This is a genomic window from Plantactinospora sp. KLBMP9567, assembly GCF_033446045.1.
Classification (GTDB): Bacteria; Actinomycetota; Actinomycetes; order Mycobacteriales; family Micromonosporaceae; genus Plantactinospora.
In genome coordinates this window covers 1-14,025 of record NZ_JAWQRR010000051.1, presented here as the reverse complement: position 1 = coordinate 14,025, position 14,025 = coordinate 1, and the positions used below count along the sequence as shown (strand labels likewise).

General features: G+C 67.8%; 15 protein-coding genes and 2 pseudogenes. 8 read left to right on the top strand and 9 right to left on the bottom strand.

All coding sequences use genetic code 11. The features are described 5' to 3' along the window. Window positions 1-12: 12 nt before the first annotated feature. The 5 genes and pseudogenes from R6Y94_RS37455 to R6Y94_RS37435 all read right to left on the bottom strand — a co-directional run bounded on the left by R6Y94_RS37455 (window position 13) and on the right by R6Y94_RS37435 (window position 3,604). The gene (locus tag R6Y94_RS37455; RefSeq protein ID WP_318401497.1) at window positions 13-1,587 is read right to left on the bottom strand and encodes a xanthine dehydrogenase family protein molybdopterin-binding subunit; all 1,575 of its coding nucleotides are present in this window, start codon (window positions 1,585-1,587) and stop codon (window positions 13-15) included. Then, on the bottom strand, window positions 1,584-2,168 hold the full coding sequence (locus R6Y94_RS37450) for a hypothetical protein (RefSeq protein WP_318401288.1): 585 nt from the start codon (window positions 2,166-2,168) through the stop codon (window positions 1,584-1,586). Before R6Y94_RS37450 ends, R6Y94_RS37455 begins: the two co-directional genes overlap by 4 nt. Next, on the bottom strand, window positions 2,165-2,536 hold the full coding sequence (locus tag R6Y94_RS37445; protein ID WP_318401496.1) for a hypothetical protein: 372 nt from the start codon (window positions 2,534-2,536) through the stop codon (window positions 2,165-2,167). Before R6Y94_RS37445 ends, R6Y94_RS37450 begins: the two co-directional genes overlap by 4 nt. Before the next feature lie 18 nt (window positions 2,537-2,554). Beyond that, a pseudogene (locus R6Y94_RS37440) lies at window positions 2,555-3,149 on the bottom strand (FAD binding domain-containing protein); the annotation flags it as partial. Then, window positions 3,146-3,604: a (2Fe-2S)-binding protein gene (locus R6Y94_RS37435; protein WP_318401494.1), complete on the bottom strand. Its 459-nt coding sequence runs from the start codon at window positions 3,602-3,604 to the stop codon at window positions 3,146-3,148. The gene R6Y94_RS37435 and the pseudogene R6Y94_RS37440, both read right to left, overlap by 4 nt. A 915-nt stretch (window positions 3,605-4,519) precedes the next feature. Here R6Y94_RS37435 and R6Y94_RS37430 point away from each other — a divergent pair. Then, complete coding sequence (locus R6Y94_RS37430; RefSeq protein ID WP_318401285.1) at window positions 4,520-4,993, top strand: hypothetical protein; 474 nt, start codon at window positions 4,520-4,522, stop codon at window positions 4,991-4,993. A gap of 546 nt (window positions 4,994-5,539) precedes the next feature. Then, on the top strand, window positions 5,540-6,046 hold the full coding sequence (locus R6Y94_RS37425; RefSeq protein WP_318401283.1) for a cellulose binding domain-containing protein: 507 nt from the start codon (window positions 5,540-5,542) through the stop codon (window positions 6,044-6,046). Window positions 6,047-6,205: 159 nt separating this feature from the next. On the opposite strand, the gene R6Y94_RS37420 is transcribed toward R6Y94_RS37425, so the two are convergent. Further along, the gene (locus R6Y94_RS37420; protein WP_318401281.1) at window positions 6,206-6,817 is read right to left on the bottom strand and encodes a hypothetical protein; all 612 of its coding nucleotides are present in this window, start codon (window positions 6,815-6,817) and stop codon (window positions 6,206-6,208) included. Here R6Y94_RS37420 and R6Y94_RS37415 point away from each other — a divergent pair. After that, a pseudogene (locus R6Y94_RS37415) lies at window positions 6,731-6,916 on the top strand (transposase); the annotation flags it as partial. The gene R6Y94_RS37420 and the pseudogene R6Y94_RS37415 sit on opposite strands and share 87 nt — an antisense overlap. An 824-nt stretch (window positions 6,917-7,740) precedes the next feature. Here R6Y94_RS37415 and R6Y94_RS37410 read toward each other — a convergent pair. Then, window positions 7,741-8,376, bottom strand: a complete 636-nt coding sequence (locus R6Y94_RS37410; protein WP_318401279.1) for a TetR/AcrR family transcriptional regulator — start codon at window positions 8,374-8,376, stop codon at window positions 7,741-7,743. A 124-nt stretch (window positions 8,377-8,500) separates the two neighbouring features. Between R6Y94_RS37410 and R6Y94_RS37405 the strand changes: the two genes are divergently transcribed. From R6Y94_RS37405 to R6Y94_RS37385, 5 genes are all read left to right on the top strand, one after another. After that, window positions 8,501-9,493, top strand: coding sequence for an alpha/beta hydrolase (locus tag R6Y94_RS37405; protein WP_318401277.1), 993 nt, complete (start codon window positions 8,501-8,503; stop codon window positions 9,491-9,493). A gap of 9 nt (window positions 9,494-9,502) precedes the next feature. After that, window positions 9,503-10,861, top strand: a complete 1,359-nt coding sequence (locus tag R6Y94_RS37400) for an ABC transporter substrate-binding protein (protein WP_318401275.1) — start codon at window positions 9,503-9,505, stop codon at window positions 10,859-10,861. 200 nt (window positions 10,862-11,061) lie between these two features. Beyond that, window positions 11,062-11,859: a sugar ABC transporter permease gene (locus R6Y94_RS37395; protein WP_318401273.1), complete on the top strand. Its 798-nt coding sequence runs from the start codon at window positions 11,062-11,064 to the stop codon at window positions 11,857-11,859. After that, window positions 11,856-12,680, top strand: coding sequence for a carbohydrate ABC transporter permease (locus tag R6Y94_RS37390; protein WP_318401271.1), 825 nt, complete (start codon window positions 11,856-11,858; stop codon window positions 12,678-12,680). The genes R6Y94_RS37395 and R6Y94_RS37390 overlap by 4 nt, the downstream gene beginning before the upstream one ends. A 251-nt stretch (window positions 12,681-12,931) precedes the next feature. Continuing rightward, window positions 12,932-13,084, top strand: coding sequence for a hypothetical protein (locus R6Y94_RS37385; protein ID WP_318401269.1), 153 nt, complete (start codon window positions 12,932-12,934; stop codon window positions 13,082-13,084). A 213-nt stretch (window positions 13,085-13,297) separates the two neighbouring features. Here R6Y94_RS37385 and R6Y94_RS37380 read toward each other — a convergent pair whose 3' ends face one another. Then, window positions 13,298-13,567 (bottom strand): hypothetical protein, encoded by a 270-nt coding sequence (locus R6Y94_RS37380; RefSeq protein ID WP_318401268.1) that lies wholly within the window; start codon window positions 13,565-13,567, stop codon window positions 13,298-13,300. Between the two features lie 23 nt (window positions 13,568-13,590). After that, on the bottom strand, window positions 13,591-14,025 hold a 435-nt coding region (locus R6Y94_RS37375; protein WP_318398322.1), incomplete at its 5' end, for a glycosyltransferase.

The following is a 14,025-nucleotide window of genomic DNA, read 5'->3' as shown; positions in this document are numbered from 1 at the left end:
TATGAGGGTCGGTCACAGGAGTTTGTCCTGGGTGAACGGGACATCCCGGAGGCGGAGGCCGGTGGCGTGGTAGATCGCGTTGCCGATCGCCGCGGGCACCCCTGTTCCAGGAGTCTCACCAAAGCCGCGTGCGCCAAGTGAGGGTTTGTGGTTGTCGTCCGCGCGATCGACGAACAGGGCTTCCACCGACGGGACATCGGCGCAGACCGGGACCAGATAGGCGGACAGGTTGGGGTTGACGACCCGGGCCGTGTGAGGATCCACCATCGTCTGCTCCATCAGCGCGAAGCCCAGGCCCCATGTCACGCCGCCGATCACCTGTCCGCGCGCGGTCCGGCGGTTGAGCACCCGCCCTACGTCGTAGGCGGCCACGACGCGGCTCACCCGCAACGCGCCGACCCGTGGCCGTATCCGGACCTCCACGAACACTGCTCCAGACGTGTGTCCGGGTACGTTCCGCCTTTCGCCCTGCACCTCGAGCACACTGCCACGGCGACGCATGACGCCACGGAAGGTGTCACGGCGACGGCGGTCGCCTCGGGCGTACAGTCGACCGTCCTCCACGACGACCTCCTCGGCCGGCACGCCATACAGATCGGAATGGGGGTCGGCGACGGCGAGACGTACCACGGTGTCTCGCGCGGTCCTCGCTGCCTGATCCACCGGACCGACCACGCTCGGCATCGTGGACGAACCCGCCGAGATCGACGCACGGGGAAACTCGGTGTCGCCGAGCAGCGTCGTGACGTGGTTGAGCGGTACGCCGAGCCCATCGGCAGCGACCTGAGTCAGCACGGTGTAGGTGCCGGTGCCGATCTCCTGGCTCGCGGTCCGCAGGGTCGCCCGCCCGTCCAGCCCGACGGTGAGCGAGGCTAAGGACTCGATCGAGTTGAAGCTGTGGAACGCGGTAGCCATGCCCCAGCCCACGTACTCGTCGCCAACCCTCATGGACCCCGGCCGGGGATCGCGCCGCTCCCAGCCGAACGCCTCGGCCCCCATCCGGTAGCACTCCAGCAGGTGGTCGCTCGGGTCGATCGTGGTGTGGTTGCGTACCCGCACCTCCACGGGGCCGATGCCGACCTCGTAGCTGAGCTCGTCAAAGGCGGTCTCAAGAGCGAAGTGAGCAGTCGTCTCGGGTGAGCGCATGTAGCTGGACGTGTGCAGATCCAGCTTGACGCCCATCTGCCGTACGTGGACATTCGGGCAGGTGTAAAGGTTGATCGTGGAATCACTGGAGTTGTAGACCCCGTTCTCGGTGCGGCTCAGCTGCTGCGTCGAGGTGTCGACGATCGCGGTCAGAACACCCTGCCGGGTCGCGCCGACCTGCAGCCGGCGACTGAACTCGGAACGGTGGCCGTTCGAGGTGTACATCTGCGCCCGGGACAGCACCAGCTTTACCGGGCGTCCGACGAGCCTCGCCACCTCCGCGGTGAGCAGGGTGTGGGGATAGACGGGCCCCTTGGCGCCGAAGCCTCCGCCGAGGTAGGGCGAGACCACCCGGACCTTGGTCAGATCGATGATGTTGAACGCTTGAGACACGATCATGCGGGTGAAGACGACGCCCTGTGCGCTCTCGTAGAGAGTCAGCTCGTCGTCCTTCCAGACGGCGGTGGTGGTGTGGGCTCGATCGGATTGTGATGCTGCATCGGGCTGCTGTAGGACCGCTCGATCCGGACCGGCGCCTGCCCGAAAGCTGCCTCGGCGTCACCGCGGACGTACTCGTTCTCCCTTTCACGGAACGCGGGCGGCAGGAACGCTTCGTCCATCGCGTCTGCCAGCCGTACGACGGCCTCCTCGGCGCGGTAGCGCACGCGCACGAGATTGGCGGCCTCCTGTGCCTGCTCCAGGGTTTCGGCCACGACGTAAGCGACCGGCTGCCCGTTGTGGTGGATACGGGTATCCTGCATCGGCACGAAGCCCTTGGTGTACGGGAATGCCGGCACCGTGAACCTCCGCATGTCGCGGTGGGTGTGGACCGCCACGACTCCGGGGTGGGCCAGCGCCGCACGGGTGTCGATCTCGAGGATCTCCCCCCGGGCGATCGTGCTCATCACCATGAACCCGTGCAGCGCGTCGGTCAACTCGTTGTCCGCGGCGTAACGGGCCGCGCCGGTGACCTTCACCCGGCCGTCCACCCGCTCCACGCCCTGACCGACCAGCTCGGTCATCGCATGCCTCCGAGATCGCTGAGGATGCTCGCCAGCGCCCGCTGAACGAGTTGGACCTTGAACCTGTTGTCCTCGTACGGCCTGGCCTCCCGGACGAGGGCCCGACCCGCGTTGTCGATCGCCGCCTCCGTGAGCGGACGGCCTCGTAGCGCGGCCTCGACGCGCGGATCCCGCCACGGACGCGTGCCTATCCCGCCGAACGCCAGTCGCACGTCCTGCACGACACCGCCTCTCAACTGGAGCGCGGCCGCCACGGACACCACAGCGAACTCGAAGGTCGCCCGGTCGCGCAGCTTCAGGTAGCGCGAGTGGGTGGCCAGGGACGTGCGTGGAACGTCCACCCCGGTGATGAGGTCTTCGCTGCGCATCACCGTCTCCTTCGTCGGGGTCGACCCGGGCAGGAGGTAGAAGTCGGAAATGGGGACGGCCCGGGCTCCGTCAGGGCCGAGCAGACGTACCCACGCGTCCAGCGCCGTCAGCGCCACCGCCAGATCGGAGGGATGCGTAGCGATGCAGTGGTCACTGCAACCGAGAATCGCATGCCCGCGGCTATACCCGATGACCGCCGGGCAGCCACTGCCGGGAGCACGCTTGTTGCACGGTGAGGCCGGGTCACGGAAGTACCCGCACCTGGTGCGTTGCAACAGGTTCCCGCCGATCGTGGCCATGTTGCGTACCTGTGGGGAAGCCGAGGCCAGCAGCGCCTCCGACAACACCGGGAACGCCCCCCCTCAGCCCGGAATGCTCGGCGGCCTCCCGCATCCGGGCCAGGCCACCAACGCGCAGCCACCGGGAGTCGAGAGTGATCCGGTTGATGTCCAGGTGGCTCACATCCACCAAGTGGTCGTGAACCTCCGCTCCGTCCCGCATAAGGTTGAGCAGGTCGGTGCCGCCGGCGATGAACGTCGAGTTCGGTGTTCTGGCGGCGATTCGTACCGCGTCGGCCGGATCTTCCGCGACCGTGTACCCGAATGCCCTCACCGCCCGATCTCCTTTGCCGCGTCGGCGACAGCCGCGACGATGTTCTGGTAAGCCGCGCACCGGCACAGGTTTCCGCTCATCCACTCCCGGATCTCGGCCTCGGAACCCGTGTGATCTTCGTCGATACAGGCCACGGCGGACATGATCTGACCGGGAGTGCACGCACCGCACTGAAGCGCGTCGTGACGGATGAACGCCTCCTGTACCGGGTGCAGGTCGTCGCCTCGCGCCAGTCCTTCCACGGTGGTGACCTCGGCGCCCTGCGTCATGACCGCCAGGGTCAGGCAGGACTTGATTCGCTCACCGTCCAACAGCACCGTGCACGCGCCGCACTCGCCCCGGTCACAGCCCTTCTTCGTGCCGGTCATGTGGAGGCGTTCACGGAGCGCGTCCAGCAGGGTCACTCTCGGCTCCACTGTGACCGTGTGGCGCTGCCCGTTGACCGACAGGGTGATCTCGGCCGACGCGCCGGCGGCGACGGGGTACGCCCGGGCGGCTGTGGCGTGCGATGTTCCGGCGACAGCCGGACTCGCGATGGGTCCCACTGTTGCCCCCACCGTACCCGCTGCGGCCGCCGTGACGGACATGAGAAACGTGCGGCGGCTGAGGTCCCCGTTTTCGCGGCCGGCTTCCCCGTCTGTCAGGGCTGAGGCATTCTCGTCACTGGGGGTTTCCATGACTCGCCTTTCGTAGCGGGACCGGGCCGACGCCGCCGGAGCTGCCGGTCACGAGGTCTGTTGTTCACCACGGCGCGGGGCGACGGCACGGCGGCCGTTCCTCTCTAGACCGCTCGTGATGACGGCGAGGCGCTGGGCGCCGCCTGAACTGGTCTGTGATGCGGTCATGCCATCAACGCTGCGGTGTGGCCGCATGCGGTAACAGTTGCTCCCGAAGGAGGGGATGACATCCCCTCCTTCGCTCCCGTCGCGACCAGGTCCATCCCGCCGCGTGCGAACCAGCAGCCATGCCGGGCGCCTGCGGTCGCGTGATCAAGACGTGCTGGTCGCGAGTCAGGGCCGTCATGCCCGGCAGTCGCCGCCGGTCGAGGGGCATCTCGACGGCGGATGAACCCCGGCCACAGACGGCGGCCGTGGGCATCGACGAAGGCATCCGGCGGCGGCGCCGAGCGCCCACCGGCGCTTCGGCGGATGGCTCCTCGATCAGGTCGAGCGGGTTGCCGGGCGCGTCGTGCAGCTGACGGCGTACGCCGTCGGACAGGCCCGGTCCATTGCCGCGAGCAGAGTCCCGGAATCACTGCGTGGCAGCAGCTGCACGACGTTCTCCGACCATCCAGATCGGACCGAGCAGGTTCGCCGGGATGTGTGATGGCGACCCGCTCGAGCTGCTCGAGACGGCGACCGTGACGATCGGTGCATCGGGGACGCTCGGCCAGCTTCGTCTACCGCTGGTTCATCGACGCAGGGTCGAGGCAGGTCTATCCGGAGGAGGACCACGCGCGACAGTCCCGTTCCTTCGTCGCTGACCTGCGCGCAGCGATCGGGCGCCGCAGTCCCAGCGACGCCGAGGCGACGCACCTGATCGACGAGCTGCTCCAGCGATCACCGGAGTTCTCGGCGCTGTGGGCCGAGCACGACGTGGCGGTCAGGCGGGATGAGCGCAAACGGATTCTGCACCCGGCGGTCGGGTTGCTCAACCTCAACTGTCTCAACCTGTTCAGCGAGGACGGCCGGCAGCGGCTGCTCTGGTTCACCCCGACCGCCGGCACCGACGCCGCCGACAAGCTGGCGCTGCTGACCGTCGTCGGCACGCAGTCGATGGAACCCGACCGGGACGGCCGGTCCGATGACGACGTCGAGGAGGAGCAGGCATGTGCGCCAAGGTGAACCAGGCAGGAGCGACCGGTAGCGCGCTACGGACGGCGCGATCTGCTTCTCGCACGGCCCTTCGGACTCGGTCGACCTGTACGTAGACCGGCGCCAGCGCGACCATTGATGTCAGCACCTGAACCTGCTCGAGCCTCCCCACCCGAAGGGCTATCGCCGTCATCCTCACGAAGCTTCGACAGGGTCCCGGACACGGCGCGTCGGTTACTGTAACCAGCTCCGCGCCACCCACTGGGCGATCATCTGCATGCCAAAAGGAATGCTCACAAGGCAGGAGGCGAACACCTGACCAAACGTGAAACCCCTTGATGGGGGTTAATGTGTCCGAATCGATACCGTAAGCCCACACGAAACGGTGCCAGCAGTGAGCCTTTTCCAACCTGATCTTGCAGGTCAGCACGGGTAGGCGGGGGTCGCAAGGCTTGACAATCGAAGATGATCGATTAGCGTTGGTGCTCGCGAGGCGAACCGGACGATCAGCGGCGACTGGCGCCCCTCGTTCCGCCGCGCTGCTGTACGCCGATCTCCGGAGGAATCGCAGCCACCATGAGACTGAAGAGCAGCCTTCTCGGTGTCGCCGCAGCGGCCGTAACGCTGACCGCCGCCCTGGACGGTGCCAGCGCGCCGGCCACCGTGCCGGCCAGCACGGCTCCGCCGGCCAGCACCGCCGCGCCGACCGGGACCGCCGCGCCGACCGGGACCGCCGCGCCGACCGGGACCGCCGCGCCGACCGGGACCGCATGCAACGTCCGCTACTCGGTCTACACCTGGGACACCGGCCTGACGAGCAGCATCACCATCACCAACACCGGCGCGACCACGATCACCTCCTGGGTGCTGAACTTCCCGCTGCCCGCCGGACAACGCATCACCAGCGGCTGGAACGCGGTGTACGCGCCGTTCAGCGGCGAGGTCACGGCCCGTGGCCTCGACGACCACGTCATCATCGGGCCGGGCGCCGCGATCGCCATCGGGTTCGTGGCCACCCACACCGGTGGCACCGGCAGCCCGTCCTCGTTCACCCTCAACGGGACGCCCTGCTCGCTCGGCTGAGCCGCCGGTCAGCCAGGGCGGCCGAGCCGGGCTACCGTTGCCGGCAGGCAGCCGCCGTGCCGGAGGCGGGTTCCGGCACGGCGGCTTGGTCGGCGAGTACGGCCGGTCGAGAAGGTCAGCCGGTCCGGCGCAGTCGCCCGAACATGCCATTGAGCCTTTTCACCCTGCGTAGCGATTGGCTTCGACGCGGTGCAGAACGCATGGCAAGTGACCGGATCCGGCGAGGCTCATGCGTTGGCTGTCGGCCAACGCTTGATGCAGCGAGTCGACGGCCCAACGGGGACGGATGTCGTCGGTTCCGTCGATGATCAGCACGGGCAGTTCGAGCGCACGGCACCGCGTCGCGAGGTCGTTGTGGCCGAGTTCTTGCCTGACCTCGGCGTTGATGGCCTGGTTGCAGTCGTGCTTGATGCCCAGCCATAGGGTGGCCATGCGTTCGGCGTGTTGCAGTGCGCTGCCGTGGTCGGCGAACTCGGCCGACCATTGCAGTACCGCCCATTCGCGTTCCTCTCCGCCCAGCAGGCCCGCGCCCTGCTGGGCCCGGTTCGTCCGCGCGACGTGGTCGGCAAGACCCGCCGACGGCTGGCCTCCGAGCTGATCGGCAAACTCGTCGTCATCGACAAGAAGATCAAAATCGCGAAACAGGAACTCACCGACCTGGTCAACAGCACCGCAAGCCGGCTGATGGACCTGACCGGCATCGGACCGTCCGACGCCGCCCGCCTGCTCGGCGACATCGGCGACATCGCCCGGTTCACCAGCCGGGCCCACTTCGCCTCCTGGAACGGCACCGCACCAATCGACGCCTCGTCCGGCGACCAGCAACGCCATCGTCTGTCTCGTGCCGGGAACCGGCGCATCAACCGGGCGCTGCACATCATGGCCATCGTCCAGCTTCGCCGTGACACCGAAGGCCGCCGCTACTACCGCCGCAGACTCGCTGCGGGCAAGACCCCGATGGAGGCCCTACGGGCACTCAAGCGGCGTCTGTCCGACATCGTCTACCGGCAGATGGTCGCCGACGCCAAGCAGCTCGGGACGGGTCCGGGAGGACACGTGGGGACGACTCTGCAATCCAGCGCGGCCGACCCGAACCCCGAGATCGACACTTCGGAAAGTCACTTCCCGGACCCGCCACACCCCGGCCTAGAACAACCCCCGCCGCGGCCGTTTGACGCAGAGGGGTGCCTACCTGTTCGGCGCCGGTATCCTGGCATCCTTCCTGCCTGGTGCCGTCGCCATGGGCCGGACCGACCTCGGCTGAGCGGCGTCACCAGTCTTCGGACGTCATGTCGCTCGCGATGGTCTCCCAGACAGCATCGTCATCGCCCTCGGGGCGCTCGTCGACCTCGTCGCACGGTTCGTCGGCTGGCTGGCTCATGCACCTCAGCAAACACCGCGAACCTCGGGAACCGATGACGAGGAACCTCGGGGAACCGATGACGAGACGATCTCGGTCGTCGTCCAGCCGCCGGGCGTCTCAGGTGCGTCTCGGAAGTAAGGTTCCGAGACGAACTCGTGAGACAGCCGGTCCAGGCGGTACGAACAGGCGATGTCGATGTCCGAATCCGCCTGCACAGATGACCGGACTAGTCTGCACGGGCCGCAGCCGGGGAGGGCAGAGGGGGACATTGCTCGCCGGCAGCGCGGACCCGTGAACATTTCGATGAGTGCCGGACTCCGGGGGCGTGCCGTCAGGACGTCGCCGACCCGGTCGCCAACTGCCTGGTCTGCTGTGCCGCCCATTGGGCGGCCGCCGCGGCGACCGGGATCGTCGGGTCCACCAACCACGCGGCCTCGAGGCCGTAGCAGAAAGCGATGATCTCCATTGCCTTGAGCTGCGGGTCGATGTCCTTCCGCATCTCGCCGCGCTCTTGTGCGGACCGCAGGGTCGCTGCCACGCGGTCGATCGTTGTTCGGTAGCCATCGACCAGCCGTGGGTGGAGGTCGGTGTCGGGGCTGACGCTTTCGCCGAGGACGACGATGTTCATGCCGAGCAGGCTGGCCACCTTGCCGTCGTGCTGGCTGGGCCAGTTGGCCACGTGCTTGGCGATGATGTCGACGATCTTGACGCCGGGGTCGGGTCCGTCGCCCCACAGCCACTCCTCGGAGAAGGCCAGGTGGCGATCCATGACGGCGTTGAGCAGGGCCTCCTTGCTGCGGAAGTGATAGAGCAGCCCGGTCTGTGACACGCCGGCCTCGGCCGCGATGTCGGCGAGGCTGGTGCCGCGCGCTCCGTTGCGGGCGATGAATCGTACGGCGACGTCGACGATGCGGTCCCGTGTCTCTAGGCCCTTCGCTGAGGTCTTGGGCTTCTGGGCAGGGGACACGGTTGATCTCCTCGCGATGGTGGGGACGGGGCGCCGTCAAGCATAGACAACAGACTGAGTACTCGGTAACCTCTGCGAAACAGACTGAGTGCTCAGTCTGAACTGTGGCGAGAGGCGCGATCGAATGAGTGCAGCTTTCCAGCGGGGAACCCCGGTCGTCCGCGAGGAAGACACTCCGCTGCGGCCGCACGAGCAGGTTCAGGCCTTCCTGGACAGCTCCGGATCATCACCCGACCCGTGGGCCGCCGACATCGCGGCCGTGCGGGCGGACGCACGCGCGAAGGTCCTGGCCGTGACTGGCGAGCCGGCGCCGGTGGCCGCTGTCGAGCCGGTTGACGCGGACGGCGTACCGGCTCGGCTCTACCTGCCCACGGGCGCGGAACAGGAGGTGCTGGTCTGGGCGCACGGCGGCGGCTGGATTCACGGAGACCTTGACACCGCCGATGGTGTCGCCCGGGCACTCGCGAACCGGGCCGCGTGCGGGGTCCTGTCCATCGACTACCGGCTCGCGCCCGAGCACCCGTTTCCCGCCGGCTTCGACGACACGTGGACGGCCGTCACCTGGGCACGCCACCGCTTCGGCAGCGTGGCCGTCGGTGGGGACAGTTCGGGCGGCAATCTCGCCGCGGCGGCCGCGCTCAAAGCGCGTGACGAAGGCGTTCGGTTAGCCGCCCAACTCCTCGTCTACCCGGCACTCGACAGCGTCGAGAACACCGACTACAAGGTCGCGTTCCGGCGGCGGTACGAGACCTTCGCGGGCCAGTCGGGTCTCGGCTCCAACAGCTACCGTCGGCTCCAGTACATCTGGGCGACGTACGTTCCCGACCCAGCACACCGCAAGGCGTCGTATGTATCCCCGCTGCACGCTGAATCCGTGCGCGGTGTCGCTCCTGCGACGATCATCACGGCCGAACACGATTTCCTCCGCCGCGAGGCCGAGGACTATGCCCGGCGTCTGGAGGCGGCCGGCGTGCCGGTCGAGTTGACCGAGTACGCGGGGCAGATCCATGGCTTCTTCGAGATGTTCGCCGTGATGACCGACGCGCATCACGCCGTTGGCAAGGCTGGCGACGCCGTACGCCGCGCGTTCCAGTCAACCCACACCATCGAGCCTTAAGGACTTCTCGTGCGATCGCTCACCCATTGCCGCGGAACCTTACGGGCGGCCGGCGTCGCCGCGGCGGCTGCCCTGCTGCTGGCCGCCTGTGCGCCCGGCGGCAACTCCGACGCCGGCCCGGTGCCGTCCAAGCCGGTCTCCACCGGTCTCGGCAGCGAACCGGTCACCCTGAAGCTGCTCGTCACCAGCGGCGTCGACGTCCCGTTCTACACCGCTCTCGGCAAGCTGTTTCGCGCCAAGTACAGCAACGTGACCGTCAAGGTGGAGAACCAGGACTACGCCACCTTGACCACGACCATTGCGCGTACTCTCGCCGGGAACAACGTGCCCGACCTCGTCCGCGTGCCGCAGCTCGGCAACCTGACCAAGGACCACCTGCTGATCAGCCTTGACCCGTATGCGGAGGCGTATGGGTGGAACGAGTGGCCGCAGTCGCAGTTCGACTCCACCCGTGTCGGCCCGGACGGCACACAGCGGGGGACAGGCTCGTTGTACGCTGCGGGCGCTGGCTTTGGCCTGACCGGGGTGTATTACAACAAGGCGCTTGCGCAGCGGATTGGTATGACGCGGCCACCGGCGACCGTCGCCGAGTTCGAGCAGTTGCTCGCCACCGCGAAGGACGCCGGGCTGCAGCCGATCATGACCAACGGCAAGGACGGCGGCAGCGTCTATCCGCTGCAGAACCTGGTGATGTCGTACGCCGGTGACGCGCAAGCCGTCCAGGACTGGAACTACACCAAGCCCGGCGCGAGTATCGACACCGCGGCGACGGTCAAGGCCGGCACGACATTGCAACGCTGGGGACAGGCGGGGTATCTGCCGGCCGACGTGAACGACATCGACCAGACCCGGGCACCGGCCGAGTTCGTCAAGGGCAACGGCGTGTTCTTCCCGAGCGGCAACTGGCAGGCTCCGGGACTCGACAAGACCGGACCCGGTCAGTTCGGGTTTTTCCTGTTCCCGCCCGGCGTTGCCGGTGGGCCGTCGTACGCGATGACCGCCGCCGCCAACCTGGGGATCCCGGCGAAGTCACCCAACGCAGACGTGGCGGCCGCGTTCCTGGACTTCGTGCAGACGGACCAGCAGGCGCGGCAGGAGACGGTCACCCTCGGCGGGCTGGTGCCGGCGGGCCCGTCGGACGCGCCAGCTCCGACCGCGCCCGAGGGGTCGGCGGTCGCCGCCACCGTCAGCGCGTTCCAGGAGTTGCTGAAGAGCAACAGGCTGGTCGGCTTCATGGCTGATGCGACGGTTTCGATCCACGTCAACAGCCTCATACCGCAAACGCAGCTGCTGCTGGCCGGCAGGACGACGCCCGAGGCGTTCGCGACCAAGGTGCAGTCCGACTACGAGCGCGATCTCGGGCGATGATCGCGGCGAGCCGACCCAGGGGTGGTGTGGTGCCGTGCGTCCCGACCCCGGAGGCGATGCGGCAGGCTTCGACTACGACCGACCCGTCGAGCGTTCCTGCGGCACGACAACCCGCCGTACGGCGCCCATCCGCACGCCGGCGGCGGAGTTGGAGCGCGCTTTTCTGGGTTGCGCCAGCGTTCGGTATGTACGGCGTTTTCGTGCTGTTCCCGATGCTCCAGTCCGTGCAGTACTCGTTCTACGACTGGGACGGCATCGGGCCGGCGACGCCAGCCGGACTGGACAACTGGAAAGCGATCTTCACCCAGCCGGAGCTGCTGCAATCCGTGGTGCACGCGTTCGTCCTCGTCGTGTTCTACACGGTCTTGCCGGTCGGGCTCGGTCTAGTCGCCGCGTCGTTCATTCGCGAACTGAAGCCCGGCGCGTTCAGCACCACCGCCCGGGTTGTACTGTTCGTCCCGCAGGTGCTTCCGCTGGTCGCGGCCGGTGTCGCGTGGACGTGGATGTACTCCTCGGACGGCCTGGTCAATCAGGTCATGCGCGCGGTCGGCCTCGATCAGTACACGCGGGCCTGGCTCGGTGACTTCACTTTCGCTCTGCCCGCGGTCGGTGTGATCGGGGTCTGGGTCATGCTCGGCTTCTGCACGGTGCTGCTGCTCGCGGGCATCGGCAAGATCGACCCGGCGCTGTACGAGGCGGCCCGGCTGGACGGGGCCGGGCCGGTCAGTGAGTTCTTCGCCGTGACGCTGCCCGGGTTGCGGCGCGAACTCGTCGTGTGCACGACGTTCACGATCATCGCCGCGCTGGCGAGCTTCGACGTCGTCCAGATCGCGACGCAAGGCGGTCCCGGCTACCAGACGATGGTGCCCGGCGTGCAGATCTACCGGTTGACGTTCCTGCAGCAGCACGTCGGCCAGGCCTCGGCGCTCGCGGTGTTCCTGGCCGTCGTCGTGCTGGTGGTCATCTGGCCGATCCAGCGTCTCGGGAGGGAGAAATGACCACATCAGGTTTCGCCCATCGAGTAACGCGCACTGGGATCCTGCTCGCGCTGATGCTGTTCGCCGTGGTGCCGCTGCTGAGTATGTTCACCACGGCACTGGCGGCGCCGGGCAGCACGCCACAAGGCCTCAGTTGGCCGAGCGACCCGCACTGGCACAACTTCGTCGACGCGTGGAGCGCGGCGAACTTCGTCGCGCTGTTCCGCTCGAGCACCCTCATCGTGCTTGGCGTCGTACCGGCCACGGTCGCGATGGCCACCGCCGCGGGCTACGCCCTCGCTCAGCTGAACGTGCCCTTCGGTAAGGCGATATACGGTCTTCTCCTCGTCGGACTCACCCTGCCGTTCGAGGCGCTGATCACCCCGTTGTACTACGACCTGCGCAGCATGGGACTGCTCGGGACGCGGCTGGCGATCGTCCTGCCGCTCATCGGACTGCTCATGCCGTTCGGCGTCTTCTGGATGCGCGCACACTTTCTCGGCGCCGAGCCCGCGCTCACCGAAGCCGCGAAAGTCGACGGCGCCAACACCTGGCAGACGTTCCGCCGCATCCACCTGCCACTCGCCACCTCGGCGTGGTCCGCACTATCTGTGCTCTTCTTCCTCGCCAGCTGGAACCAGTACCTGCTGCCCCTCGTCCTCGTCGACGACCCGACGAAGCGGACCGCGGCCGGCGGGCTGGGCGCCTTCCAGGGCCAGTACGGCACCGACATCGTGCTGCTCTGCGCCGGATCCCTGCTGATCATCCTGCCCTCGCTGGTGATCTTCCTGATCTTCCAGCGCAACTTCGTCAAGGCGCTGATGCAAGGAGCCGTCAAGTGACTGCCCGAGTCTCGCACCTGGAGGTCCCATCGCATCTGGTCGACCGACTGCTTCAACGACCCGGCAGGCCAAGCCGCCGCGGCCGTCGCCGCCTACGAAGCCGCCCTCGCTGCCGACTCCCCACCCAGGACCACCGTGATCGAGGAGAAGCCGCACAGGGCGTCTTGGACATTGCGACCAACAGGCGCACCCACTCACGTCCATCGTTCACGCCAGGCCAACCCATCACGGCCTACGATCACTACACGCCCATGGAGCTCGTTCGGCACGTCCGCAGCGACTGGGTGCTGCGCAACCGACATGAAGAACTCAGCGTGCTGATCGGCGAGCTTGGCTTCATCAAACGGGGCAGCCGTATCGTCACGGGCCCCAATGAGCTACCCCCGCCTTCATGGAGCTTCTGATGTTCCCCCGGTCTGGTTGGTCCGGCCACGTCATCGATATCTTCCTGGTTCGTTGGACAGGGTGAGGTATTGCATCGAGGTGATTGCCATGGGCGGTGCGGCGAGCGTCAATCAGCCCGATCTCCTGGTCGGGTGGCTGCACACCACGCAAGCCCAGCCCAAAGTGCGAGGGCACCGATCACCACCTGCTGTCGGTCTCCTGCGGTTCGCGTTCTACGGACGGATCTCCACCGCCGAGTGACCGAGCCGGTTGTGGAAGGCGCCGCTGTCGTCCTGGGCGTGGGTGAGGAAGGTCAGGTAGCACTCGGCGAGTTGCAGTACGGCGTCGGGCGGATCGGGTTCGCGGCTGGTGACGACCAGTCCACGGGCGACGTCGTCGGTGCAGTAGCCGTGCTCGCGGCGTACGGTGGCATTCCGGGCATGTTCGAACAGGCCGGTGTCGTCGGTCAGCCGGGCCAGGTGCGCGAAACTGGGCGCGGGCACAGGCACGCGGGATGCGGCTGCGGTCATGCCGGTGCGGCGGTCACGGCAGGCGAGCCACCGGCGCGGACCCTGTCGGTGAGGAGCCGCTCGGCGAGGGCGTGGTATCGGGCCGCCACCGCAGGCCATCGGAGTGTCGAACTCCTGGTGCGGGTGCGATCGGCGAGGCTGCTGGCCAGGCCGGGTTCGGTCAGGATCCGTCGGATGGCGGCGGCCAGTGCCGCCGGATCCTCGTGGGGTACGAGCAGGCCGGGACCGTCGGTGAGCAACTCGACGGCGTGCGGGAAGGGCGTCGCGACGACGGGGACTCCGGCGGCGACCGCCGCGACGAGTACGCCGGAGGTGACCTGCTCCCGAGAGTCGTAGGGCAGCACGACGGCGTCAGCGGAGCGGATCAACCGGCCCAGCGCGCTCTCCTCGTGGTAGACCGGCTGGTAGTCGACGGCGTGCGAGACACCCAG